Below are 23,080 nucleotides of genomic sequence, written 5' to 3'. Positions count from 1 at the left end.
GCTGTTAATCTACCTTTAAAATAATCTTTCCGATATTTTTATTGCTCTCCATATGTTCATGTGCTTGTTGGACATCATCAAGAAGAAATACATGATCAACAATGGGACGAAGCTTGTTCGTGCGAAAAAGCTCCATGGCTTTAGAGGAAAAATCAGTTGTGAGTGCTGTCTTGTATTCATCGCTTCTTGGAGTGAGCAGCGTTCCAGTCAGCTGGATCCGTTTTGACATGACATCCATTAAATTGAATTTTTCTATTGCTGCCCCACCTAAAATCCCGATTAACACCCATCGTCCATCTACTTTTATACTGGCAAGATTTTTGTTCCAGTAGGATGCACCAATGAAATCAAGAATCAAATCGACCCCTTGATTTTTGGTAGCCATTAATACTTCCTCGTCAAAATTTTGTTCTTTATAGTTTATACAAACATCTGCACCTAATGACCGGCAAAACTCTAATTTCTCTTTGGATCCGGCTGTTGTAATGACATTCGCTTGTCCGATTTGTTTGGCAAGCTGAATCGCTGCTGTTCCGACACCACTGCCGCCAGCATGAATCAACACGGTTTCTCCCGCACGTAATTGGCCAATCCAAAATAACGTTTGATAAGCAGTCAAAAATACTTCAGGAATCGCAGCGGCTTCTTCAAATGAAAGGTTTTCTGGAATCACCATCGCTCTGTCATCCGGCATCGAGACGTATTCCGCATAACCTCCGCCATTCACAAGTCCCATAACACGCGTGCCCACTGCTGTTTTAGCACCTGCGCCCGCTTTTTCAACAATTCCAGCCACTTCGACACCTAAAATCGGATTGGTCAAATAACTCGAGCTGCTTTTCCTCGTAACGATATCTGTCCGATTAACAGCTGCTGCCTTTACTTTAATTAATAATTCCCCGTCCTTTGGGATTGGTTTTTCATGTTCCCCAACTTGTAATTGTTCTGCACCGCCGGGTTGTTTTACCGTTATCGCCTTCATATATGGACCCCCTTTTATAGGAATTGTATCTCTTCTTTAATCTTTCAGCAAAAGGTTTGGTTGATTCCTTTGTCCGTCACCGCAAGGAGTTCCTTTTTCAAAAATATTAAATAAAAAAATAGCCCCCAAGTCTGTCTGAAAACAATCCTCGAGGGCATCCATATCTATATTTTAAAGGGAGATCTTAAAGAAGCTTATCTTCATTAAGCTTATATACCATTAATAACGGCATAATGGGTTCATTCGTTTAGCGCTAATGACTCGTTCAAAAGAAAAATAAATGAGCGGCACCTCCCTGAAATTTCCCAGCTCTCCTGCATGTGGGAGTTTTAATCAAGATTTTCACAAGAATGTTAGCCCGGAAATGTTGTATTCACAACGATTCTGGAGGATTCACTTAAAACGTTTGATTGGGGGAAATGATGCAGATATTGGAGGAAATGGTCGGAGTTCAGAGGTTGAATTGGTACCAAACAAAATTAGCCGCCAATATCCGGCGATATTCATCAAACTTTTCCCCGGAAATGATTACGAAACGTTTAGATTTCAACGTTTCAAATCATTATACTTAAACGTTTGTCTGGCCGACACGTATTTTGGTGATAGTGAAATAAAAAAGCCAACGGTGGCGGGACTTGGTATCTTGTTATCCAATCGTTTAATTAGGTTACCTATAAGCAACCAATTGTTGAAATACATCGAGAAATCACTGTTTTTGAAAAAAATATAGTAATGGGGGGATCCGAAGGTTGAGTAACCCGGATACTCCATTTTAGTCTGATTTATAGTTATAATAGCTTTCTTCTCCTATTATTATTGAATAAATTGATGTACATTTTTATGAAATACCTCTTTATGGTTGCATCCGCCACGTCTAATTAAATAAGAAGCTATATTTTTATGCCCTGCGCCTTGTGCCACATCGACCATTGATTCTCCCTCATCCATATAATTGATGTCCGCCCCGGCGTCCAGTAGCATTTGGACAAGGTGTCCGTGTCCAGCTTCAACCGCAGCCATTAATGCTGTTGAACATAGGGTTACTCGCTCATTCCGTTCTTCGGGAAGTTTTTTCTTTAGAAAAAGCTCAAGTATTTCTCTTCTGCCGTTACTAGCTGCAATCACAAGTGGGTTATAGAGGCAATTAGCTGTAAAGCGCTGCCGATCGACCTTTGTCAGGTACTTGACCATATCACCATGACCATAAAATAATGACATATAATAGGCTTTTTGCGGCACCTTAATCCCGCCCGCCAAGCAGTACTGTACCACGTTGACATGATTGTTGCTTGCTCCCCTGGATAATACATCTTCATTAAGTTCACCCCCTTTTTGAACGATAAAGTCCACAACTTCAATTAAGCCCAAACTCGCTGCTTTTAACAAAGGGGTTCCCTTGTGTCTGTTTTCCTGAAAAATGTCAGCGCCATAATCAATCAAATCATTCAGTATTTTTATGCTGGTTCCTTGTGGTTTGATGGCCAGGCTTAATGGGACTTCTCCGTATTGAGTTGGCATTTTGGGGTCAGCTCCTTTTTGTAAAAGGAGCGCTACGGCCTCTTCATGGGATGCCAGAAGGGCTTTGTGCAAATATGGAGTTAACTCTTCCTCCGTGAGTTGGTCGATTAAGAATATATAAAAATAGTTGCTGTCCTTAAGGGCAGCTTGGAAAATGGTCCCCTTTTCTGCCTGGCTAAAAGTAAGATAAGGAAAAAGCTGTTGCGCAAGCGCGATGTGCCCTTTTTGGATTGCTTTCCAGAATATCTTATACTCCATTTGCTCAACCCCTAACTTATTTAATAAATGTAGTATAAAAGATAAGGACAACCGAAAAGGTGGTTCGAGAAAAAGGTCTTTACAAAATTAGGAAAACGGTGTAATATTTAACTATAATTTCATTTTGGTTATTAAGCCCGTCGAACACAGGAAATCTGTGTCCGGCGGGCTTATTTGTGTTGTTATGTAAAAAATTAAATATATGAGGAGGAAAAATATGTTTAATTGTTTAAAAGAAAAGAAGAATGAAAGTAAATTTGAAATTGTAGTTGGTTTGAAATTTTTAGTTGAAAGAAGTTATTTAGATCCTAAAAAATATGGTTATTTATCTTCAACCGTTATATGTGTTGATCATCCAAAATTTATTGTTTTGGAGATTAATCAGAAATATACAGAAACCGTTTTAAAGCAAGATTTTCATTCGAAATTGAAAAATCAGATTCTAAAATTATAAAATCTGATTTCCCTGTTATTAACAGGGAAATCAGTATATTTTTCCTCCGATTAAAATAAATGAGGTGACGTGATGAAGGCTGTTTCTGTTATTAGATTACAAAATGAAAATGAAAGACTTGTGTTAAAAGGTGTCCCAGACCCTGATGTGTTTTGGGTTGAGCTTTATGACCGCATTGATGGCTCGCTCTTGGAAAAATCAGACGAAGAAATGGAATGGGAGGGTGCTGTCAAACTATTAGAAAGCTATAAATGGACCACCTATGAAACCACCTATGTTGAGCCTGGTTTTACCGAAAAGATTATCGAGGCCAGAAATCGAAAAATCCACCCCCAGCATCGGATGCTTTCTTTATACAAACGGCTTCTACAGGGGGAAGACATTGTAAAATCAAAAGCAGCAAGGGAATTTCGTATCGGAGACGAACAAATCGGCAGGGATATAAGAAAGCTGCGAACCTTTTTTGCGAGTAGTGATCAAACCGTTGATTATGACGCTGCTGATCAAGTGTACCGACTTTCCTCGTTGGAGGGGGAAGCATTAACGAAAGCAGAGATTTTGGCCGTTATGCTGATTTTATATGCTGCCAGGGGGTTGAATAAAGAAGAAGTCAAATCAATAGAAGAAAAGCTTCTTCCATTCCTATCTAAAGAGGAACAGAGACAGGTCCGCCGGTTTCTTCACAGCTATCATTTTCATTATAAACCCATTGCAACGGACGAAAGCCTGACTTATATAAGAACAGTATATGACGCGATTCTACGCAAGCGGATCTTGTCGTTCCATTATGAAAAACATGGTACATCACAACACCGGGAAGTCATTCCTTACAGTTTGTCGTTTCATAATGGCCTCTTTTATTTGCTGGCAAAGAAAAAGGATGCTCCGTACAGTGATCCTGTTTCCTGGAGGTTTGACCGAATCAAGGATTTGGAAGTGACCCCGCAGCGGTTCCGGCTGGAGGAACCGCATATAGAGGTGGGGGGGCAAGTTAACCGATCTTTCCAGATGTTTTCTGGGCCCCCTCAAACTGTAAAACTTAGGGTGGCAGAGGGAATCCTGGAATATTTGTATCGGGCCTTTCCGCTCGTTCATCAGCCATCTCCGTCACGAGAAGGCTGGGTGGACGTCGAGGTTGAAGTCAATGGCTATGACGGAATCATGTTTTGGATCCTGCAGCAGGCGGAGCATGTGGAAGTGCTGGCGCCTCAGGAATTGCGCCAAAGAGTGAGCGAGAAGATAGCGAAGATGTATGAACTATACGCGAAGCGTCAACCACTTGCTTAATAGCGAGTGGTTGAATCATCACGGAATGGCTCCCAAGCCGGGCAGGAGGAGCCTTCCCCCATTTCTACTCCACGAAAACTGCCAGAAGGTCCTTGGCACAGACCTTTTGAGTCTAACGCCTGAAAATGACTGGCGCTGAAGTCGATTTCTCGGCTTCCACACCAATATCTGCAGCTTGCGCATACTCGTTGATTTTTCCCCCAACAACTCATGAAACATTCCTCCTTATTTTTACTAAGTTCATCTTAAAAAATTGGAACGACCTATTTGGTCGTTGGGTGTAAGTATAATTTTTATATAAAGTTTTCAAGGGGGGATTTCGTTGAGGATGTGGAAAAATGAGGAAAGACTTCGCTAAATAGGTTGCTAGTTTATGGTAATATATAAATATATTTAGTAAAAATTACCTACAACATGACTTTAGATGGAGGATGATTATGTATAACTATGAAGTGATTGAAAAAGCCTATCAGGTTTATACGCAAAAATTACAAAAGGAACCTAAATTAATAGAATTGGAAAATAAAGCAGTAGCAACGATGGACTCTATAAAACAAAAAATAGCGGAACTGCCGCTCGAGGATGAAAATTGCAACATTGGTTTTGTCCACGACTATTTATTTGGTGAGGGTCCAGATGCATTTGCCGCACCAATGGCGATTCCGTTGCCTGGGATTGAGGATAATCTGACAAGTATAGTGAGAACAGTGGGAGGTCAGAAACGGTTAAGGAATTTGTTTTCTCTTGTGCATAAAGAGCGGACTGATAATACATTAAGGCAAATTAAACGGAACAGCTTACAGTATTATGTGCACAAATCTCCAAATCGTTTTAGTCCTAGACCAAGGTTATATTCCAGCCGATTCGAGCTGATGTTATTTAATGATTTGTTCACCACCATCGCGTACTTTCCTGCGCTGATCCAAAAGGCTCAATCGGTCGGAATTCAAACATCAGGTCGGAGATTTGAAGACATTCAGTATGAATTAAGGTCATGTACAGACCGTTATTTGAAGGACAATAATTTAAGTCATACGCTAACAGACTTTCAAAAGTCAGCATTGGGCTGGTACATAGAAGAAGCAAGCTAATCCCCCTTTTTGAGGGGGAAGATTTTTCTAAAGGAGCGTGATGAAATGCCAAGAAAAGTATTATGGGTGAAGGAAGATTTTTACAAAAGAGAAGGAGATATCGTTTCGCGATTTGAAGGAAAATACAAGATTATCGATATGAAGCATCAAAATCGATATGGCGAGTTTATCTTATGTGAATACATGGAAGAAAAACAAGCAACACCTGGCTGGCAGCGGGTGGCTGGGGTAGCCTCTAGTTCGGAAAATTCCTATGAGATTTTAGGAGTCATCGACGCACCAGGCTACCGAAATCTATTGGGCGGAATCGGATACTATATTAAAGATGCACGTACACAAGGAATCAAAGGAGTATCCTACCATGAAGCCTGGAACCTTATTTTTCAAAATGGAGCGACGAATGCCATAGCCTCAAAAAGTCAATCCGGTAGCGTTTCAACCCGCTTGCTGGACACCATCAATGAATTGCCCTCATTAGACAGTCAATTTTGGAAAATCCCAGCCTACCATCCAGACGGAACCCCTTTTGCCCCATTGTCGGAACAAGCCAAGATCGAATTGAAAAAAGGATTAACATATGCCGTTAGAAGCCTGGCGAGAGATGTTGTATCAGAGATTCGGATAGATAGTGAAATAGACGAATCTTCGGTTAGCCAATTCGAACAATTTATTGAACAGGCGAAAGTAATCACAGTCCTGACTGGTGCCGGTATTAGTACGATGAGCGGAATACCGGATTACCGCACGGCCGCTGTCGGAATGTGGAAAAAGGACCCTTCCATATTAGAAGATCTCAATGAAATGGCATTTCAAGCCAATCCGGTCCGGTTCTGGGCAAGAATGTATGAACTATTAGTAGAAACCTTAAATCCAATCATGCCTTTTAAAAATCACGAAAGCCTGTTAGCGGCGATTGAGGGAATTGAGCCCAATCAGGGGCACCGATTTTTCAGGTGGTTGGAGCAGTTGGATAAGGAAGTAACCATCGTTACCCAAAATGTGGATGGCTTGCATCAAAAAGCGGGGAGTAGCGATGTGGTCGAATTTCATGGGAATATCCGCGAGTGCTATTGTCCTTCATGCGGGAAATCCTACCCCCTTGTCCGTGTATTAAGAGAAGGGGAGGCTCCGCGATGTGAGTGTGGCGGGATTCTCAGACCGGATGTTGTCTTTTTTGGCGACCCCGTAAAGAGTATGGACAGAGCGAATTCCGCTATCCGCAAGGCCGACCTCATCATTGTTGCCGGCACGTCCTTACAGGTGACCCCATTTAATCAATTGCTGGAAAGCAAAAAGGAAGGTTCAAGGTTGGTTTACCTGAACGCTGATGTAAGTAGTGAGGAGCGTTTTGATTTAGTGCTGAAAGGAAATATTTCTGGGATTTGCAGGCATGTAGAAAACGAATTTAAAGTCGACGAAAAGGACGATGAGTTAGAATTTCTGGACAATTAATGGAGGGATCAAGATGAATAAAAGAGACCGATTTTTAGGAAGTCTTGTCGGGTTGGCTGTAGGAGATTGTGTTGGCGCTGCTGTGGAATTCAGCCCGCCCGGCACCTTTGCGCCTGTAACTGATATGAATGGCGGCGGCCCCTTTCGTTTAAAACCGGGTGAATGGACGGATGACACTTCGATGGCATTATGCCTTGCCGATAGCTTAATTGCAGGCAAGGGGTTTCATCCGGAGGACCAAATGCAGCGGTATGTTCGCTGGTATGAGGATGGTTATCTGAGCAGTATTGGTCGATGCTTTGATATTGGGAATGCAACGAGGGATGCATTATCCAGATTTTTGAAGACAGGGGAGCCCTACAGCGGTTCAGAGGATCCTTATAGTGCGGGCAATGGGTCGATCATGCGGTTAGCGCCTGTTCCTTTGCTTTGGTCAGACAATATGGAGCAAGCCATCTATTATTCGGGGGAAAGTTCAAAAACCACTCATCAAGCAGAGGAAGCGGTAGATGCTTGCCTTTACTTTGGTGCGTTGATTGCTAGCGCGGCAAATGGAATGGAAAAAGACGAACTTTTATCTCGCACATTTGGAGAATTGATTGAAAATAAAACCGGAAGGCCATTAAGTCCCAACATTAAAGAAGTGGCAGAAGGGTCCTTCAAGCACCGACAGCCACCTGTCATTACTGGCAGCGGTTATGTCGTACGTTCATTGGAGGCTGCACTCTGGGCCTTTTATCTGACGGATGATTTTAAAGAGGGCCTACTAAAAGTCGTTAATTTGGGGGAGGACTCTGATACGACTGGAGCGATTTACGGTCAATTGGCAGGAGCCCATTATGGGATCTCCTCGATTCCAACAGGCTGGAGAGAAAAAATTGTCCAGCTGGAGCTGATTGAGGACTTTGCAAACGGACTTTATGAGTTATCGCTTAATGGGCCGGGAGAGACAGGGAGAGAGTAGCCCATGTTAATAAAAAAGACATTTCCATGTGACTGTGGCTGGAGCGGGGAATGGGTAACTGGCGGGTTCAGGAAGCAAAAGTCTTTAGTTGAAATAGTAGAGGATGAATTAGTCGCTGCGAAGCAACGGAAAACCAGAGAAGCCTGGCGCACTGTCTACCAGAAGCTGTTAGGTAAATTCTTGCAGTGCTTAACGATATTAAAAAGTGATCTTGGAATAAATTTGAGATTAGTAGAGAGTGGGGTAATAAATTTGGTAATTGATGATTTAAGAATGATTACGGGGTTTGTGATTAATAATTACCGATTAGAAAAGCTTATGGCTTCGGTTAATGAGTTTAACCCTTTTAAGGTCTTGGGAGTCAAACATTATGAGATTCGGCATTCCAATGTGCTTGGCTGGCTGCTGAGTCCTGAAGAAAACCATCATTTGGGGGATTTTCTTTTTAAAAAAATGGTGTTAGAAGTTTTAAATCTGGATAAAAATATACAACGGAGAGGCTTGTTCAACGTCACTGAAACAAGTATTTTCCTCAATAGTTTTCATGATTTAGAAGTAGAAAGAGAATATACTATTGAATCATATCAGGGGAGCAATAAGAAATATATTGACTTAGTGATGGTTTCACACCTTCATAAAATGGTGGTTTTCATTGAAAATAAAATATACTCAACAGAAGGGGTAAATCAGCTAAAAATATATTACGATACGATTGTTCAAAAATATCCAGGGTATGACATCCTGCCCATTTATCTAACTTTAAAAGATGAGCAGCCATCTGAAAACTATTATTTTGAGTATAGGTATCTATCTTTATATCAGTTATTGAGCAATCTTCTTCCACTAAAAAAGGAACAGATGAGTGATAAAGTATATAGTTTTATCAATGACTATCTCTGCAATTTAAGAGAGTTGACGGTAAAGGAGTCGGACCATAAAGAGGTGTGTGAAGAGCTATATCGAGAGTATAGCAGGGAAGTTAATTATATTGTTACATGCAAGGAAGGAGAAATGAATTTACAGTATTTGGAAAACAAACAGCTCTATGACTTAATTCGAAAATATAAGGATATTTCCAAATATATCAAACAGCATGGAGATGTGGATTATTTTAAAAGGACATTTTATCAATTTATTGATCAGCACCCTGAATTAACTTACCGGGAAGACCGGCACGATGTTGCCAAAGGAGCTTTCTGCTATCCAAAAGAATATCAACTTATACAAAACTTTAACGGTCTAACCTTAGAAAATTGGTATTCTGATTACCCGTGCCCGCTAATCTTTGACCGGCAAAATAATTCGATCTCCCTTAAGTTTGAAGTTGGCCGCTTTAAAGATGTACATTTAGAGCAACGGAAAAAGTTTGTTGAATTTTTTAGGGAAAATACCGAGTTCAATCCTAATGATACGGATGTAGGACAGATTATTAGGAAACAACTTCCTGTGAAAGATTGGAAGAATACTGAAGAAATCCTTCAGAAAATGAATGAGTTATATGGGATGTTACGAAATGACCAAGAAATCATTATACAGGCGATTAAGGATTTTTGGGAGTAACCTGGGGGAGAAGAACGGGAACCGTGCCCATGTTTCTAACGGGTTTACTTGTGAGGTACAAAACGGCAATCACAGACCGAATCAAATAGCTAATCACATAAATTCACAGTCAAAAAGGCTTAGAGATATCTTTAAGCCTTTTTAAAATTTTCTTTTTTTCATTAAAGCACCTGTAAATTGTACAAGTTCATGAGGCGCTAAAGCGAGTTTGATAAATAAGCGGAGAAATTTCTCTTAATTAGGGATTGGCACAGAAAATAGCCTAAATAGACGGAAAGATTCCGACTATTGACTCGAAAAACGTGAAAAAAGGTAATTTTGCTTTGCTTAATCGGAAAAAATCCGCTTATATACCCTGAACCGAGCTCTATTCAGCAGTTTAACCGGAAAACTTCCGCTTGTTTTAAGTATTACTGGTTACTCAATGATGGATTATTTTGACATTCCTCTGCCAGATCTTGTATAAATCCAGATGGGAGTAATGTTCGGGCATAAACTAGACATACGTTTGGTTGGATGACAAAATTTTAGGCGGAATAGGGAACGTGAAATCCCGCTTTTATCTGCCGATCACAAAACAAACTGTGGTTGTTGAGCTCCCGCCGATGTTTAAGGTGGCAACATTTGTTGCATCTTTTACTTGGTAGTTTTCCGCTATGCCGGTGACCTGTTTGTAGGCATCAAGCACCATACGTATTCCTGTTGCACCGACTGGGTGCCCTAATCCGATTAAGCCCCCGCTTGGATTGATGGGGATTCGTCCGCCCAAGGCAATGTCCCCTGATTCGATCGCTTTCCAGTTTTCACCGGGTTCGGTTATACCGAAATGGTCGATGGCCATATATTCGGTAATAGAAAAGCAGTCATGTGTTTCAATTGCGTCGATGTCATTGACGCCGCTCAGCCCTGCTCTGGCAAACATGTCCTCGATGGCCTTACGGACATGTGGAAACACATATCGATTCTGGGCACTTTCCCTTATCTTATCTTCGAGCAGCATGGGTGCTGTTTTATGGCCCCAGCCTTTAATGACCGGGATGTTTTCTAATGCCAGCTGATGGCGCTCGGCATACATCTTTGCATAATTCTCGGAAGCGAGAAAGATGGTGGCCCCGCCATCGGTGACCTGGCCGCAATCTTGGCGGCGGACACGGCCTTCAATCACATGGTTATGTTCATCATTTTCAAGAAAACTATATTCATTGAATTGCCAGTTTCGTGTTTGGGCATTTGGGTTTCGCTTTGCATTGGCATAATTTATTTTTGCAATTTCAGCCAGGTGTTCGTAACGAATGCCGTAACGCTCGTCATACACATTGATTAACTGGTCAAATAAATAAGGCCAAGGATAGGTGGCGTCCTGTGCCTCCCGCCCTGTCCAACAGGCGACCCCTAAGTTATTGGCTGCCTGTTCACCCGATACATTTCGCAGCAATTCTACTCCTGTTACACACGCTAAATTATAACGGCCAGCTTCAATTTCGGCTGCTGCTGCCAGGATGGCAATACTGCCTGATGCACAAGCTGCCTCGTGCCGGCTTGCCGGAACACCGGAGAAAGCGGGGTGAATGGACGCAAATAATCCGCCCAGCTGCCCTTGGTTACTCCCAAGCTCACCGATAAAATTCCCTATATGGCAAACGTCCACTTCACTTGGATCAATGTTTGTCGTCTGCAGTGCCCCCTCGACACTGGACTTTAATAGATCAAAGATGTCCTTTCCTTCTCGCGCCCAATTTTTTGAAAAATCGGTTTGATATCCGCCTAGTACATAAACCTTCGACGTGTTCATGCTTTACTGCCCCCTTATAAAAAAATAGTTCCTGCAAATAAGAGATGCAATTTTTATGCCAAAAATTTATGAAGCGGTCCGTCTCCCGTCTCCCGTGCGTAGATATTCTTGAACACAAGGTGGCCACTAAGTTATAACCGTTTCAGCTTCTTGACCAGTGCGGATTGGCTAATGCCTAGGACTTCAGCTGTCTTACGGGTTGTTTTGAATTCTTCTAATTTTTCCATGATGATTTTTTTCTCCAATTCTTGCAGAATTTTTTTCAAGGGCCGTTGAAGCGGAGTGCCTTCAGACGGGTGAACGAATGGAAGATCGGCCCATTGAATTTCTTCGTGATCGATGGTCACGACTAACCGCTCAATTAAATTTTCCATCTCGCGAATATTGCCCGGCCATTTGTGTTCTTCAAATAAATGGAGCGTCCCATCGGCAAATCTCTTGGTTAATCCATATTTTTTATTGGTCTTTTGCAGGAAATGGTAGGCCAGGGGTGCAATATCTTCGATTCTTTCCCGCAATGGCGGAATATGGATTGGTACGATATTTAAGCGATAAAATAAATCTTGTCTGAATTGGCCATCTGCCACAAGCCGTTCTAGGTTTTTATTGGTGGCCGATACCACTCTGACATTGATTTTAATGCTTTTTCTTCCGCCGATTCTGGTAATCTCAAAATCTTGCAGCACCCTCAGGAGCTTGACCTGCAAATCGAGTGGCATATCGCCAATTTCATCAAGAAAGATGGTTCCACCGTCTGCCTGTTCAAATAACCCAGGTTTCCCACGGCTGTCCGCCCCTGTAAAGGCTCCCTTTTCGTAGCCAAAAAGCTCAGATTCCAGCAGATTGTGGGGAATGGCCGCGCAATTCACCTTGATTAGCGGCTTGTTGGAGCGGTTGCTGAGCCTGTGAATGGAATTTAACACCACCTCTTTGCCGGTCCCCGATTCACCATAAATGAGTACAGTTGTATCGACACGTGCGATTTTAGCGCAGATGGAAAGAATACGGCGGAAGGAAGGGCTCTTAGCAATGACCTCTTCATCAATCTGGAACTCTTCATGAACCTTCATGCTATCGCTAAAATGATGCTTTCTTTTCAGTGCGATGGAGAGTAATTGGTCGATCTTAAGGTTGTTTAATTCTCCAATATCGCGAATATTTAACACCACATGCGTAATATGATTTTTTTCATTTTTAATCGGGCTTCCAGTAATTAACACATCCGTTCCTCTTATATTAACTACTTGTGTAATCGGCTTTTTGGCCTTCAGCACGGTTTGAGAAATAGACGTGCTGATAATGCCATTTTTTACTGCCTCTTTTACATTTCCCCCTACAAATTCCGACTCTGAAAAGGAACAAATTCTGCAAGCAGCCTTATTGATGGCGATGCCATATCCGTTGGCATCGATGATACATAAGCCGTCAAAGGTAGAATCAAACACCTGCTTGTATAAATTGAGCATACTGAAACCCTCCTTACATCGAAATTGATGAATAAATTCATCGATTGATTATAATATTCATCAATTGTCTGTGAATTCCCTTTATAAATTCAAAATAATTTAATTATTCGGCGAATTATTACTATTGGCACGGTACTTGCATTAATAACTTGCAAGAACCATTTCAGAAAATGGCTAATCTTGAGAAAAGGAGTCGTTGTATATGAGTCAAAGGTTGCCCAAGTGGTTAACTGAAACCACGGCATTGCCGGTTATTGCCGCCCCGATGTTTCTTGTATCAGGACCGGAGCTTGTCTTAAGTTGTTGTAAAAATGGTGTGATTGGTTCTTTCCCTGCACCGAACGCTCGTACTATCGAAATTCTGGAGGAATGGATGAACCGTCTGACAACGGAATTAAAGGCGTACAAAGAAAGGAATCCAAATAAAAAGGTGGCCCCTTGGGCAGCCAATATCGTTGCCCATCGAAGTTATAAGCGCCTGCAGGAAGAGCTTGCGTTACTTAAAAAATTTAAACCGCCAATCGTCATCACTGCATTAGGGAGCCCAATCCCAGTGATTGAAACCGTTCATTCCTACGGGGGGCTTGTGTTTGCGGATGTAAATTCCGTCAAATACGCCAAAAAAGCAGCCCAAGCGGGGGTTGATGGGTTGGTTTTGGTAAGTGCTGGGGCAGGAGGCCATACCGGATCTGTGACTGGCTTTGCATTTGTCGATGCCGTTCGGGAATTTTGGGATGGACTGATTGTGCTGGCAGGAGGCATTTCTACAGGAAAAAGCATAGTGGCGGCCCAGGCATTAGGAGCCGATCTCGTGTACATGGGGACTAAGTTTATTGCTGCCAGCGAGAGCATGGCGAACCCAGAATATAAGGAGATGCTCGTTGACGCCACGCATGAGGACTTAATCCAGACCAATGCCTTCACCGGTGTATATGCGAATATGCTCCGGCCAAGTATTGAAAGAGCTGGAATTGATGTAAACAATTTATCTGCTAAAAAAGAAATTAACTTTGACAATCCGCATGGAGATACAAAAGCTTGGAGAGATATCTGGTCAGCCGGGCATGGCGTGGGTACGATTGGAAATATACAACCGGCAGGAGAAATCATTGAAGAGCTCAAACAGGAATACAGGAAGGCCTATTCAGATATTCTTCAACCAAATGAATGGCTGCAAGCGGAAAGCGGAGAAAGGGAGGAATTGAAACTATGATCGAGACAACGTATCGAAATCCATATAATACCGATAGCCTGTATAGCCCCATTAAAGATGAAATTTATGTGGATGAGCTGAAAGTCATAGAGGGAAAGGTACCAGTGGATATTTATGGGGCTTACGTGCGAAATGGCCCTAATCCCAAGCATGAGCCGAAGGGCCGTTATCATTGGTTTGATGGTGATGGGATGCTTCATGCGGTGTATTTTGAAAATGGAAAAGTCAGCTATCGCAACCGTTATATCCAGACCAAGGCTTTCCAGCATGAAGCCATCGAAGGAAAAGCAATCTGGGCAGGGTTAATGGAAAATAAAAAACAAAACCCATTTTTCGAAAAAGAAAAAAATACCTCCAATACGGATGTGGTCTTTCACAACAATAATTTGCTGACTCTTTGGTATCGGTCAGGCCAGCCTTATAAAGTCGATGCCAGGACGTTGGAGACTATTGGAGTAGAAGATTTTGGCGGGAAACTGACGTGCAATATTTCCGCCCATTCGAAAGTGGATGAAGCAACGGGGGAATTCATCTTTTTTGACTATGGAAATGTGTACCCGTACATGATGTATGGCGTGGCTTCTGCGGCAGGTGAGTTGACGCATTTTGCCCCGATTGAGCTTCCGGGACCTCGGCTGCCGCATGATATGGCCATTACGAAAAATTATTCCATTTTGATGGATCTGCCGTTATTTAACGACCCTGAATCAGCAAAATTAGGAAGATACAGTGTTAAATTTTTCCGAGATCTGCCAAGCCGCTTCGGGATTATCCCACGCTATGGCGGAGCTGATACGATTCGCTGGTTTGAAGCAAGTCCTTGCTATATTTACCATGTGATTAATGCATGGGAAGAGGGAGAGGAGATTGTATTAACGGGATGCCGGGTCAAAGAGCCTATGCCTCCTAGTTCAAAGGAGGGGGGGCCAATTGAGAGAATGCTAGCCTTTCTACGTCTCGATGCACAGCTCCATTACTGGCGTTTTAATTTGAAAACAGGGCAAGTGAAAGAGGGCGAGTTATGTGATATGAACACGGAGTTTCCGGTGATCAATCTTGATTATATTGGGCAGAAATCGCGCTTTTCTTACAATGTTCATATCGATTCCAGTGAAACAATGAAGTTTAACGGGGTTGTCAAATATGATACGTGGACGGGGAAATCACTTAAATATATGTTTGGAGAAGGGCGTTATGGCAATGAGGGAGCCTATGCACCAAAACCTAATGCCAAAAACGAGGATGATGGTTATTTTGTAACGTATGTTTATGATGAGCGAGAGGATAAATCGGAACTCATTATCATGGATGCGGCGCAGTTTGAACTGGGCCCAATTGCCAGACTTGAAATCCCGCAGAAAATTCCAATGGGATTCCATGCCACCTGGATCAACGGTAACAAGCTTTTTGCGTAACCTGGGATAAGCCCCCAGGAACAAAATGAAAAATAGGAGGATGGTAAATTTATGATTCCATCATCAGAGGCGCGAATAAAGGAATATGTGGAAAAAGGCTGGTGGGGAACTGCGACCATCGAGGATTATTTTCTTCAGCTTGTGGAACAATGTCCGGACAAAACTGCGGTTGTCGATCCGATTAACCGTCCGGCACTATGCGGCGGTTCGACGCTGCGCCTGACCTATAAAGAGTTGGAGCAAAGAGTGAACACGGTAGCAGAAATCCTTCTTGAAAATGGCATTGGCAAGGATGATATTGTGGCGATTCAATTGCCGAATATTGTAGAACTGGTCATCACATATTTGGCCGTTTTGCGAGTAGGGGCAATCTCAAGTCCTTTTCCAATTCAATTCCGCGAATACGAATGCTCCCGGCAGCTGGAATTGTTAGGAGCAAAAGCGGTTATAACGATGGATAAAATAAATAACCGCGAATATGCCTCCATGCATGTCAAGATTAAAGAACAAATCCCGTCGGTTCAACATGTGTTTGTATATGGGGATCAGGTTTCTAGTGGCACGGTTCCGCTGCGGGACGAAAGTAAATCAGAGTTTACGAGATTGAAAGCTTACCGTGAAACAATTGCGGTCACGGCGGATGATATATTTACGATTTGCTGGACATCTGGAACAGAGGGAAAACCAAAGGGTGTACCAAGAAGTCATAATGAATGGTTTATCAGCGCTTATGCGACGGTGGATGCTGCCCAGTTGACCGGCGAGGACCACATTTTGTTAACCTTTCCGATGGTGAATATGGCCGGAATCGGCGGCATGCTGATTCCATGGTTGTTATCAGGTGGAAAACTCGTGCTGCATCACCCATTCGATTTACCATCGTTTTTACAGCAGGTGGAGCACGAGAACATTACCTACACCCTAATCCCACCGGCGCTGTTAAATATGATGCTAAAAAATGAAGCCTTCCTAAACGGCAAGAACATCTCTTCCTTACGAGTCGTAGGGACCGGCTCTGCACCTTTGACCGCATGGATGATATCCGGCTGGAAGGAAAAGCATGGGGTGGATATTATCAATTACTTCGGCTCCAACGAAGGGGCAGCCTTTTTAAGCAGTCCAACGGATATTCCCGAGCCGGATCGACGTGCGAAATATTTTCCGAGATTTGGCGTGAAAGGGATCAGTTGGGACAATCGAATTTCCGAAAGAATAGAAAGCAAGCTCATGGATACGGAGACAGGAGAGGAAATTACAGAATCTCATCATCCTGGTGAGTTGCGAATTAGAGGAGCCAGTGTCTTTTCCGGATACTGGAAAGGAGAAGAACTCAATCATGTCGCATTCGATCAAGACGGGTTCTTTTGTACGGGAGATCTCTTTGAAATTACCGGGGATCAAAATCAATATTATCGAGTGGTTGGCAGGGTAAAGGATGTGATTAACCGCGGCGGGCTGAAGATTTCGCCTGAGGAGCTGGAAGGATTGCTCCAAGGCCATCCACTAGTCGCAGATGTAGCGGTTGTTTCCTATCCGGATCCGATTATGGGAGAGAATGTATGTGTTTGTATCGTGGCGAAGGAATCTGCCGACATCAAACTGGAGGAGCTCGTGACCTTTTTACGGGAGAAGCAAATTGCTTCCTATAAATTACCGGAACGATTACTAGTCTTAAAGGAGCTGCCGAGAAATCCAGTCGGGAAAATCATGAAGAATCAGCTCCGTGAGCTGGTGAAGGGCGAACTCGTTCCTGAATGACGGTTTGTGAAAAAGGAGGGAGAGGAAAAGATGGAGGCATATATTTATGATGCGATTCGGACACCCCGCGGAGCAACGAAGAATAATGGATCATTGCGCGAAATGGCCCCTGTCCACTATGTGTCGCAGCTGTTCCATGCGCTGGAGGCCAGGAATGAGTTGAGTTTGAAGGAAGTGAACGATATTGTTTTGGGATGTGTGACCCAAATTCGCGAACAAGGGGGCAATATTGCCAAGGTGGCAGCTTTGTTTGCTGGACTGCCGAATACCATTCCCGGGATGACGGTCAATCGATATTGTGCATCTGGGTTGGATGCGGTTTTGATTGCTGCTGCCAAGGTGAAGGCAGGAATGGATGAGCTGGTTATTGCCGGAGGTGTGGAGTCTTCCTCAAGAGTGCCGATGTTTTCTGATGAAGCTTCGTGGTTTTCTGACCCCGAGGTTGCGACAAAAACAAATTTTATCCATATGGGGCTAGCGGCTGATCTTATGGCATCTTTGTCGGGATTTACACGCGAGGACCTAGACCAATATGCGTTCGAATCGCATGAACGGGCAGAACATGCCTATCAGCAGGGTTTTTTCGATCGTTCATTAATCCCTGTTTATGATCACGATTCTAAAGAATTATTAGACAAGGATGAGCTCATTCGTCCAGATACCACCATGGAGAAATTAGCTGCTTTAAAGCCCTCTTTTTCCGAAAAACATGTAAGAGGCATGAAGAGCCAAATCAAACTGGAATTCCAGCATGTCGAGGAAATCTCCCATCTCCATCATGCCGGGAATTCTCCTACCTTAGCGGACGGAGCCTCCCTGATTCTCATCGGTTCGAAGGAAAAAGGAAAAAGGCTGGGGCTGACACCGCGAGCCAGAATCGTAGCTTCTACAAACGTGGCGGATCACCCCTTCTTATTAGGCGGAGGACAAAAGGCAGCAGAAGCGGTTCTGAAAAAAGCCGGGTTAACAATCGAGGATATTGATTTGTTTGAGTTTAATGAAGCCTTTGCGGCGACGGTAATCAAATTCCAACGTGATTTTGGCCTTGAGAGGGATCAGCTGAACCCAAACGGAGGAGTAATTGCTATGGGACATGCACTTGGGGCAACAGGAGGCATGCTCATTTGTACGTTGCTGGACGAATTGGAAAGACGCAATCAGAGGCGTGGACTTGTCGCCATAAGCGGAGCCGCCGGAGTTGGCACGGCACTGATTATTGAAAGAGTAGTTTAAAGGGGGCGTTTTATTTGTTATTTCTAATCAAGGCTACAGTGATTCAAAAAGATCTTTCCATGGATGAGTTATGGGAAAAATGGGAGGCAGAAGCAAAACTTTGTTTGAAAGCGATTGAGCGAAAGAAAATCGTCGGGGCTTATAAGATATCTGGACAAAGAAAGGTTGTTCTCATTTATGATGCCTCCTCTCATGACGAATTGGATCGAACCTTCATGGCTGGACTGCCACTGTCCGAGTATATAGAAATTGAAGAAATGCTCCCCATCCGCCCCTATGAGGACTTTGCCATTGATGTCGGCAACCGTTGGAAATAGGCAGGGAAGGACCAGAGGGACGGTTTTGACATCGATAGAATAAACAAGGCATGTAAATGTCTATGCGGAATGATGCCACCTCTTTGTCCTTTGAAATCACCACATAGGAGGATTTGATATGAAGGAAAGGAAAAATATTGCTTTCGCTAGCGAAGGTTTTTTGTGCAAGGGCTGGCTTTATCTTCCCAGCCATGCATCCGCCTCGCATCCAGTACCAGCGGTTATTATGGCGCATGGCTTTAGTTTAGTAAAAGAGGCCTATTTGGACCGTTATGCGGAAGTGTTTTGTGAAGCAGGATTGGCAGTTTTTGTGTTTGATTATCGTAATTTTGGCGAGAGTGAAGGGGATCATCGGCAGCATTTGGACCCTCATCAGCAAATTGAGGATTATCGAAATGCCATTAGCTGGGTATCTGCGGTGAAGGAAATCGATAAAGAGAAAATCGGCATTTGGGGAACATCCTACAGTGGAGGACACGTCCTGCATATTGCCGCCATTGATAAGAGAGTGAAAGCGGTTGTTTCCCAAGTACCGACCATTAACGGCTGGCGCAGTGCCGAGCGGAAAAATGGCCCGGAAAAAATGAAGGGACTTATTGGGAACTTAATTCAAGACCGCGAATCCCGTTATCAAACTGGTGTACAACAATACATTCAAGTTGTCTCAAATGATGGAACGCCAGCAGCACAACCGCATCCTGAATGCTACAAATGGTTTATGGGCACGAAAGAAGCGGCAGCTCCAAATTGGGAGAACAAAATTACCTTGCAGTCTATGGAAAAATATCTGGAGTATAATCCCGCCGGCTTAATTGACTTGATTTCCCCAACGCCATTGCTGATGATTGTGGCCATGGATGATAAAATAACCCCGCCGGATATGGCCATTGAAGCCTTCGAAACAAGAGCGAAAAAACCAAAAGCAATCGTAAAGCTTCGAGGCGGCCATTTTGATGTCTATAACGGAGAGACGTTTTCGGAAGCCAGCGGGGCAGCTGCGCACTGGTTTGCCAGGCATTTAAAGGAATCACCAATTCCGATTTAATAGTAGAAATTCACGCTTCTTTGAGTAGGAGGGGGAATATGGCTAGAGCCTCGTATATTGAGCCCAGTTTGGATGAATGGCTGAAGCTCTTTAAGTTTAAAACAGAAATAAAGGTGCGAATCAGTGAAACGGACCTGTCGGGTCATGTTAATAATACGAGTTATTTTGTGTATTTTGAACAGGCAAGGGCAGAATTCTTAGAGTGTCTAGGCTTCTATCAAGAAAATATAGGAGCCGTAACGGCGGACCTAGTGTGTCATTTTCATGGAGAAGCATTTTTTCCAAATACTCTGGTAGTCGGGGTACGAGTAGCCAAGCTTAGTCAGAAGTCCATGGATTTGGAATATTACATCCAATCTTCCCGCGAGCATAGATTAGTTGCCACAGGACGCGGAGCATTGGTAATGATGGACAAGACCGCAAAGAAAAGCACAATTATCCCAGAACCTATTCGTAAAGAAATAGAAAAAAGAGAAATCTCAATTCGGGGGTCAGACCCCCACTCAGCTAAAGTTAAAATAGATAAAGTATGAGAGTCTTGCTAAGCAGCATGGCTCTTTTTTAATCATTAATAGATGATTTCAATGCCGATAGGAGTGGTGACCTAATGGTTTCAAAAACTTTATTCCAAGTTTTGATGCAAAAAGCAGTGATCCTTATACCTTCCGGAATCTCTTTGAATTTTATTAAGCGTGTGATAGGTGAAGCAGGGGACGGTTCTCGCGGAAGCAAAAGAACCGTCCCTAGTTCCCTTTTACTGATGCACGTTAAATACTTTCATTTCGTACAGAGAGTAGCCCCAGCTGGTGGCGCGTTTGATTCCTTGCATGCGGACGTGACGGGCTTGTGTAGCTGGGAAGTCGATTTCGTCGGTACCGCCATTGCTATTTAGCTCGGTATAGACATCGGTCCATTGGCTGCCGTCCTGTGAAACTTGAATTTTATACTGCTTTCCATAGGCCGCTTCCCAGTTTAACACCACTTTATTAATCGTATAATTCTGCCCAAGGTCGACGCTCAGCCATTGATTGTCCGTGTAAAGCGAAGCCCATCGGGTATTGTTATTTCCGTCGACCGCCAAGTCTGGTGTGAGCCAGTCTACCTCAGAAGAAGAAGCGGTAGCAGTTTTTCCTTCCGCTAAATTCATGCCGTTGAGCGCCCGGTCGAAGAAGGCACCGAGAACACCAAGGCTTAATTTTTGCGGGAGCTGATTCAGCTCATTCAAGTTCGCTTTCAGGCTTGCTCTCAGCGCAGATGCTGCTGCTTCATCTCCTTTCTTTTCTGCCAAAACCATATTAACTGCCGTCTCTCCTGCTGCCCCGTACCGTTCCATCTTCTTTAGATAGCCGTCCACTTCCTTCAAGAAGTTCTGATTGTTGATAGACTTTTGAAGCTCAGCCGGGGTGTTTTTCAGCTGCTGAAATTCATGTAAAAGGGTAGCGGAGGCCACTTCCAGTCCAGTATTGCTGTCAGCTGCTGTCCAAAACTCCTTGATCAACGGGGTTAATTTTTCCGAATACGGTTCTTTGTTGCCATTGAGACTTGTGGAATAGGACGCGTCGACAAACGACTTTAATGGTTCAAAAGCCTCTGCACCCGCGAATTCCTTCAACCCTCGAACCATAGAATCATTTGGATTATATGCTTCTGGGTTCCAGGTATAGTCTGCAACTGTAAATAACGGAATCTTCGATGCCTCTGCCTCGTTCATCGGATTGGCGGTTAACCCGATGACACCATGCTCCGGTGTCAGGCCGGCATCCCTTCCTGTTAATGGCGCAAGGAACAAGCGGTTACGGTCAAAGTCGTTAACGGGGTAATTGTCCCAGATTAACAGGTCATGCTTGAAAATGCCGTGAATCCGGTCGGCATCTTCAGTTGTGATCGTTGGTGCGACAACGCCAATCCCTGTCCATTGCACGACAATGTCGGGTTGGACAAGGGCGGAGAATCGTGTCCGGTAAGGGGTGGTGCCCGCTTGGTAGTAATCGGTCGGCACGGTAATTAACCGCTCGGCCCCTTCATGCTTTTTAATAAATTCATCATTAAACCGGTTCAATAGGTAAGCCTGGGCGGCGGCAGGCGGGTTGGCATCGCTGCCAAACTTTGCCCGGTCTTCCGGTGAGCGGAGACTAGGGTCGATATCATCAAGGTACAGGGCGAAGGAGCGAACTCCGACATCCCACATCGCTTGGGCCTTGTCGATTAACGCCTGCAGGTCCTTATCGCTGGAGTAAGTAATCGTATTCCCCGGTGATATGGCGAACGTAAAGGTGACGTGATGATCATGGGCCGTTTTCACCAACTCAGCAATCTCAGCTATTTTTCCCTGCGGATAAGGCTCGCGCCATTTGTCCCGGTGGTACGGGTCATCCTTCGGGGCATAAATATAGCTGTTCATTTTATGTTCCCCGTAAAACTCCAATTGGCTGAGGCGGTCCTCGTGTGACCAAGGCTCGCCGTAAAAGCCTTCGATTGCGCCCCTAATCGGCATCGTTGGCCAGTCTTTGATTTCAACCTCCGGAATCCAATCGGTGCCAGGCCTTTCCATAATCAGTTGCCGAAAGGTCTGAGTGCCGTAATACGTGCCTGCATCATCTTTTCCGGAAATCACAATGTGCTTTTTGGCTTCGGTTCCTTGCTTGGAGGTGATGAGATAGCCTTCTTTATTGTTTAGGGTGAGGTCTTTGATGCCGGTTTTCTCGGTGATGGTTTTGATTTCTGCCTCATTGGAAAATTCGCCCAGCCAAATAATGATCGGTGCCTGCAGTGATGGGTTCGTGATGTCGCTCTCGACAATCTTGGTGACGCCGGATTTTCTTAACGTTTCCTTGACCTCAGCGATGGCCGAAGGGTCGGTGTCCTTCTCAGTTACCAAGGCTGCCTTTGGATTTAAAGGGAAGCCGTGTGCAGTTGTTTTCATGTATTTCGGAATCGGGGAAACGGTAGGATTGTAGTTTACTCCAGTTTCCTCTGCACTAGCTTTTTGAAAATCGAAGGGAGCGGCCAATCCTGCTGCTAGACATACGGACAGGACAGCCTTAGACAATTTTTTTGCCATGGATACCACCTCTTTCTTTAATTTTTCATTGCAATAGAAGTCGATAAGATAGGATTGTTATTTACGCCTCCTTTCAGTCATTTTCCGTGGGTGAAGGTTCTAGGTGAGGTATTTTGAAAAAGCATAAAGCTTGTTCAAGCGGAGTGTGGGGATTCGTGAAAACTGGGACAACAACAAAAAGACAGGGGGAACATTATGAAAAGGCTTTCCTTCT

At 43.8% G+C, this 23,080-nt stretch carries 20 protein-coding genes; 14 read left to right on the top strand and 6 right to left on the bottom strand.

Annotation, left to right across the window (positions count from 1 at the left end; genetic code table 11):
- Positions 1-4: 4 nt before the first annotated feature.
- Positions 5-982 (bottom strand): NAD(P)H-quinone oxidoreductase, encoded by a 978-nt coding sequence (locus tag M3234_RS02525; protein ID WP_262303171.1) that lies wholly within the window; start codon positions 980-982, stop codon positions 5-7.
- Between the two features lie 280 nt (positions 983-1,262).
- Between M3234_RS02525 and M3234_RS02520 the strand changes: the two genes are divergently transcribed.
- A complete protein-coding gene (locus tag M3234_RS02520; protein ID WP_262303170.1) occupies positions 1,263-1,712 on the top strand; it encodes a hypothetical protein in 450 nt (149 codons plus the stop codon).
- An 83-nt stretch (positions 1,713-1,795) separates the two neighbouring features.
- Here the strand turns inward: M3234_RS02520 and M3234_RS02515 are convergent, their stop codons facing one another.
- Positions 1,796-2,758, bottom strand: a complete 963-nt coding sequence (locus M3234_RS02515) for an ankyrin repeat domain-containing protein (RefSeq protein WP_262303169.1) — start codon at positions 2,756-2,758, stop codon at positions 1,796-1,798.
- A 217-nt stretch (positions 2,759-2,975) separates the two neighbouring features.
- Here M3234_RS02515 and M3234_RS02510 point away from each other — a divergent pair, with 217 nt between their 5' ends.
- Together M3234_RS02510 and M3234_RS02505 are read left to right on the top strand one after the other, a co-directional pair.
- Positions 2,976-3,212: a hypothetical protein gene (locus M3234_RS02510; RefSeq protein WP_262303168.1), complete on the top strand. Its 237-nt coding sequence runs from the start codon at positions 2,976-2,978 to the stop codon at positions 3,210-3,212.
- Positions 3,213-3,284: 72 nt separating this feature from the next.
- Positions 3,285-4,499, top strand: coding sequence for a helix-turn-helix transcriptional regulator (locus tag M3234_RS02505; RefSeq protein ID WP_262303167.1), 1,215 nt, complete (start codon positions 3,285-3,287; stop codon positions 4,497-4,499).
- On the opposite strand, the gene M3234_RS02500 is transcribed toward M3234_RS02505, so the two are convergent.
- Positions 4,496-4,711, bottom strand: coding sequence for a hypothetical protein (locus tag M3234_RS02500; protein WP_262303166.1), 216 nt, complete (start codon positions 4,709-4,711; stop codon positions 4,496-4,498). The genes M3234_RS02505 and M3234_RS02500 overlap by 4 nt on opposite strands.
- A 225-nt stretch (positions 4,712-4,936) precedes the next feature.
- Between M3234_RS02500 and M3234_RS02495 the strand changes: the two genes are divergently transcribed.
- The 4 genes from M3234_RS02495 to M3234_RS02480 are packed head-to-tail and all read left to right on the top strand — an operon-like array spanning position 4,937 to position 9,566.
- The gene (locus M3234_RS02495; protein ID WP_262303165.1) at positions 4,937-5,590 is read left to right on the top strand and encodes a hypothetical protein; all 654 of its coding nucleotides are present in this window, start codon (positions 4,937-4,939) and stop codon (positions 5,588-5,590) included.
- A gap of 45 nt (positions 5,591-5,635) precedes the next feature.
- Positions 5,636-7,042, top strand: a complete 1,407-nt coding sequence (locus M3234_RS02490) for an SIR2 family NAD-dependent protein deacylase (RefSeq protein WP_262303164.1) — start codon at positions 5,636-5,638, stop codon at positions 7,040-7,042.
- A gap of 13 nt (positions 7,043-7,055) precedes the next feature.
- Entirely contained in the window at positions 7,056-8,006 is a 951-nt protein-coding gene (locus tag M3234_RS02485; protein ID WP_262303163.1) for an ADP-ribosylglycohydrolase family protein, read from the top strand.
- A 3-nt stretch (positions 8,007-8,009) separates the two neighbouring features.
- The gene (locus tag M3234_RS02480; RefSeq protein WP_262303162.1) at positions 8,010-9,566 is read left to right on the top strand and encodes a PDDEXK-like family protein; all 1,557 of its coding nucleotides are present in this window, start codon (positions 8,010-8,012) and stop codon (positions 9,564-9,566) included.
- A 559-nt stretch (positions 9,567-10,125) separates the two neighbouring features.
- Here the strand turns inward: M3234_RS02480 and M3234_RS02475 are convergent.
- Complete coding sequence (locus M3234_RS02475; protein ID WP_262303161.1) at positions 10,126-11,358, bottom strand: acetyl-CoA acetyltransferase; 1,233 nt, start codon at positions 11,356-11,358, stop codon at positions 10,126-10,128.
- 131 nt (positions 11,359-11,489) lie between these two features.
- Positions 11,490-12,824: a sigma-54 interaction domain-containing protein gene (locus tag M3234_RS02470; protein ID WP_262303160.1), complete on the bottom strand. Its 1,335-nt coding sequence runs from the start codon at positions 12,822-12,824 to the stop codon at positions 11,490-11,492.
- Between the two features lie 202 nt (positions 12,825-13,026).
- Between M3234_RS02470 and M3234_RS02465 the strand changes: the two genes are divergently transcribed.
- From M3234_RS02465 to M3234_RS02435, 7 genes are all read left to right on the top strand, one after another.
- Entirely contained in the window at positions 13,027-14,037 is a 1,011-nt protein-coding gene (locus M3234_RS02465) for an NAD(P)H-dependent flavin oxidoreductase (protein WP_262303159.1), read from the top strand.
- A complete protein-coding gene (locus tag M3234_RS02460; RefSeq protein WP_262303158.1) occupies positions 14,034-15,452 on the top strand; it encodes a carotenoid oxygenase family protein in 1,419 nt (472 codons plus the stop codon). The genes M3234_RS02465 and M3234_RS02460 overlap by 4 nt, the downstream gene beginning before the upstream one ends.
- 51 nt (positions 15,453-15,503) lie before the next feature.
- Entirely contained in the window at positions 15,504-17,210 is a 1,707-nt protein-coding gene (locus M3234_RS02455; RefSeq protein WP_262303157.1) for a class I adenylate-forming enzyme family protein, read from the top strand.
- Positions 17,211-17,240: 30 nt separating this feature from the next.
- Positions 17,241-18,443: an acetyl-CoA C-acetyltransferase gene (locus M3234_RS02450; protein ID WP_262303156.1), complete on the top strand. Its 1,203-nt coding sequence runs from the start codon at positions 17,241-17,243 to the stop codon at positions 18,441-18,443.
- A gap of 14 nt (positions 18,444-18,457) precedes the next feature.
- Entirely contained in the window at positions 18,458-18,760 is a 303-nt protein-coding gene (locus tag M3234_RS02445) for a muconolactone Delta-isomerase family protein (protein ID WP_262303155.1), read from the top strand.
- Between the two features lie 118 nt (positions 18,761-18,878).
- A complete protein-coding gene (locus M3234_RS02440) occupies positions 18,879-19,805 on the top strand; it encodes an alpha/beta hydrolase (RefSeq protein WP_262303154.1) in 927 nt (308 codons plus the stop codon).
- A gap of 38 nt (positions 19,806-19,843) precedes the next feature.
- Positions 19,844-20,338 (top strand): acyl-CoA thioesterase, encoded by a 495-nt coding sequence (locus M3234_RS02435; protein ID WP_262303153.1) that lies wholly within the window; start codon positions 19,844-19,846, stop codon positions 20,336-20,338.
- 221 nt (positions 20,339-20,559) lie between these two features.
- On the opposite strand, the gene M3234_RS02430 is transcribed toward M3234_RS02435, so the two are convergent.
- Positions 20,560-22,866, bottom strand: coding sequence for a beta-N-acetylglucosaminidase domain-containing protein (locus M3234_RS02430; protein ID WP_262303152.1), 2,307 nt, complete (start codon positions 22,864-22,866; stop codon positions 20,560-20,562).
- Positions 22,867-23,080 lie beyond the last annotated feature (214 nt).

Source organism: Neobacillus niacini, assembly GCF_023715785.1.
GTDB classification, from domain to species: domain Bacteria; phylum Bacillota; class Bacilli; order Bacillales; family Cytobacillaceae; genus Neobacillus; species Neobacillus niacini_E.
Note: the sequence above shows the minus strand (reverse complement) of the source record. Positions and strands in the feature narration are given on the sequence as shown.

What these genes read in the sequence shown, in the direction of transcription:
- M3234_RS02525 (WP_262303171.1), bottom strand. Translation starts at nt 982, where the DNA reads ATGAAGGCGATAACGGTAAAACAACCCGGCGGTGCAGAACAATTACAA.
- M3234_RS02520 (WP_262303170.1), top strand. Translation starts at nt 1,263, where the DNA reads ATGAGCGGCACCTCCCTGAAATTTCCCAGCTCTCCTGCATGTGGGAGT.
- M3234_RS02515 (WP_262303169.1), bottom strand. Translation starts at nt 2,758, where the DNA reads ATGGAGTATAAGATATTCTGGAAAGCAATCCAAAAAGGGCACATCGCG.
- M3234_RS02510 (WP_262303168.1), top strand. Translation starts at nt 2,976, where the DNA reads ATGTTTAATTGTTTAAAAGAAAAGAAGAATGAAAGTAAATTTGAAATT.
- M3234_RS02505 (WP_262303167.1), top strand. Translation starts at nt 3,285, where the DNA reads ATGAAGGCTGTTTCTGTTATTAGATTACAAAATGAAAATGAAAGACTT.
- M3234_RS02500 (WP_262303166.1), bottom strand. Translation starts at nt 4,711, where the DNA reads ATGAGTTGTTGGGGGAAAAATCAACGAGTATGCGCAAGCTGCAGATAT.
- M3234_RS02495 (WP_262303165.1), top strand. Translation starts at nt 4,937, where the DNA reads ATGTATAACTATGAAGTGATTGAAAAAGCCTATCAGGTTTATACGCAA.
- M3234_RS02490 (WP_262303164.1), top strand. Translation starts at nt 5,636, where the DNA reads ATGCCAAGAAAAGTATTATGGGTGAAGGAAGATTTTTACAAAAGAGAA.
- M3234_RS02485 (WP_262303163.1), top strand. Translation starts at nt 7,056, where the DNA reads ATGAATAAAAGAGACCGATTTTTAGGAAGTCTTGTCGGGTTGGCTGTA.
- M3234_RS02480 (WP_262303162.1), top strand. Translation starts at nt 8,010, where the DNA reads ATGTTAATAAAAAAGACATTTCCATGTGACTGTGGCTGGAGCGGGGAA.
- M3234_RS02475 (WP_262303161.1), bottom strand. Translation starts at nt 11,358, where the DNA reads ATGAACACGTCGAAGGTTTATGTACTAGGCGGATATCAAACCGATTTT.
- M3234_RS02470 (WP_262303160.1), bottom strand. Translation starts at nt 12,824, where the DNA reads ATGCTCAATTTATACAAGCAGGTGTTTGATTCTACCTTTGACGGCTTA.
- M3234_RS02465 (WP_262303159.1), top strand. Translation starts at nt 13,027, where the DNA reads ATGAGTCAAAGGTTGCCCAAGTGGTTAACTGAAACCACGGCATTGCCG.
- M3234_RS02460 (WP_262303158.1), top strand. Translation starts at nt 14,034, where the DNA reads ATGATCGAGACAACGTATCGAAATCCATATAATACCGATAGCCTGTAT.
- M3234_RS02455 (WP_262303157.1), top strand. Translation starts at nt 15,504, where the DNA reads ATGATTCCATCATCAGAGGCGCGAATAAAGGAATATGTGGAAAAAGGC.
- M3234_RS02450 (WP_262303156.1), top strand. Translation starts at nt 17,241, where the DNA reads ATGGAGGCATATATTTATGATGCGATTCGGACACCCCGCGGAGCAACG.
- M3234_RS02440 (WP_262303154.1), top strand. Translation starts at nt 18,879, where the DNA reads ATGAAGGAAAGGAAAAATATTGCTTTCGCTAGCGAAGGTTTTTTGTGC.
- M3234_RS02435 (WP_262303153.1), top strand. Translation starts at nt 19,844, where the DNA reads ATGGCTAGAGCCTCGTATATTGAGCCCAGTTTGGATGAATGGCTGAAG.
- M3234_RS02430 (WP_262303152.1), bottom strand. Translation starts at nt 22,866, where the DNA reads ATGGCAAAAAAATTGTCTAAGGCTGTCCTGTCCGTATGTCTAGCAGCA.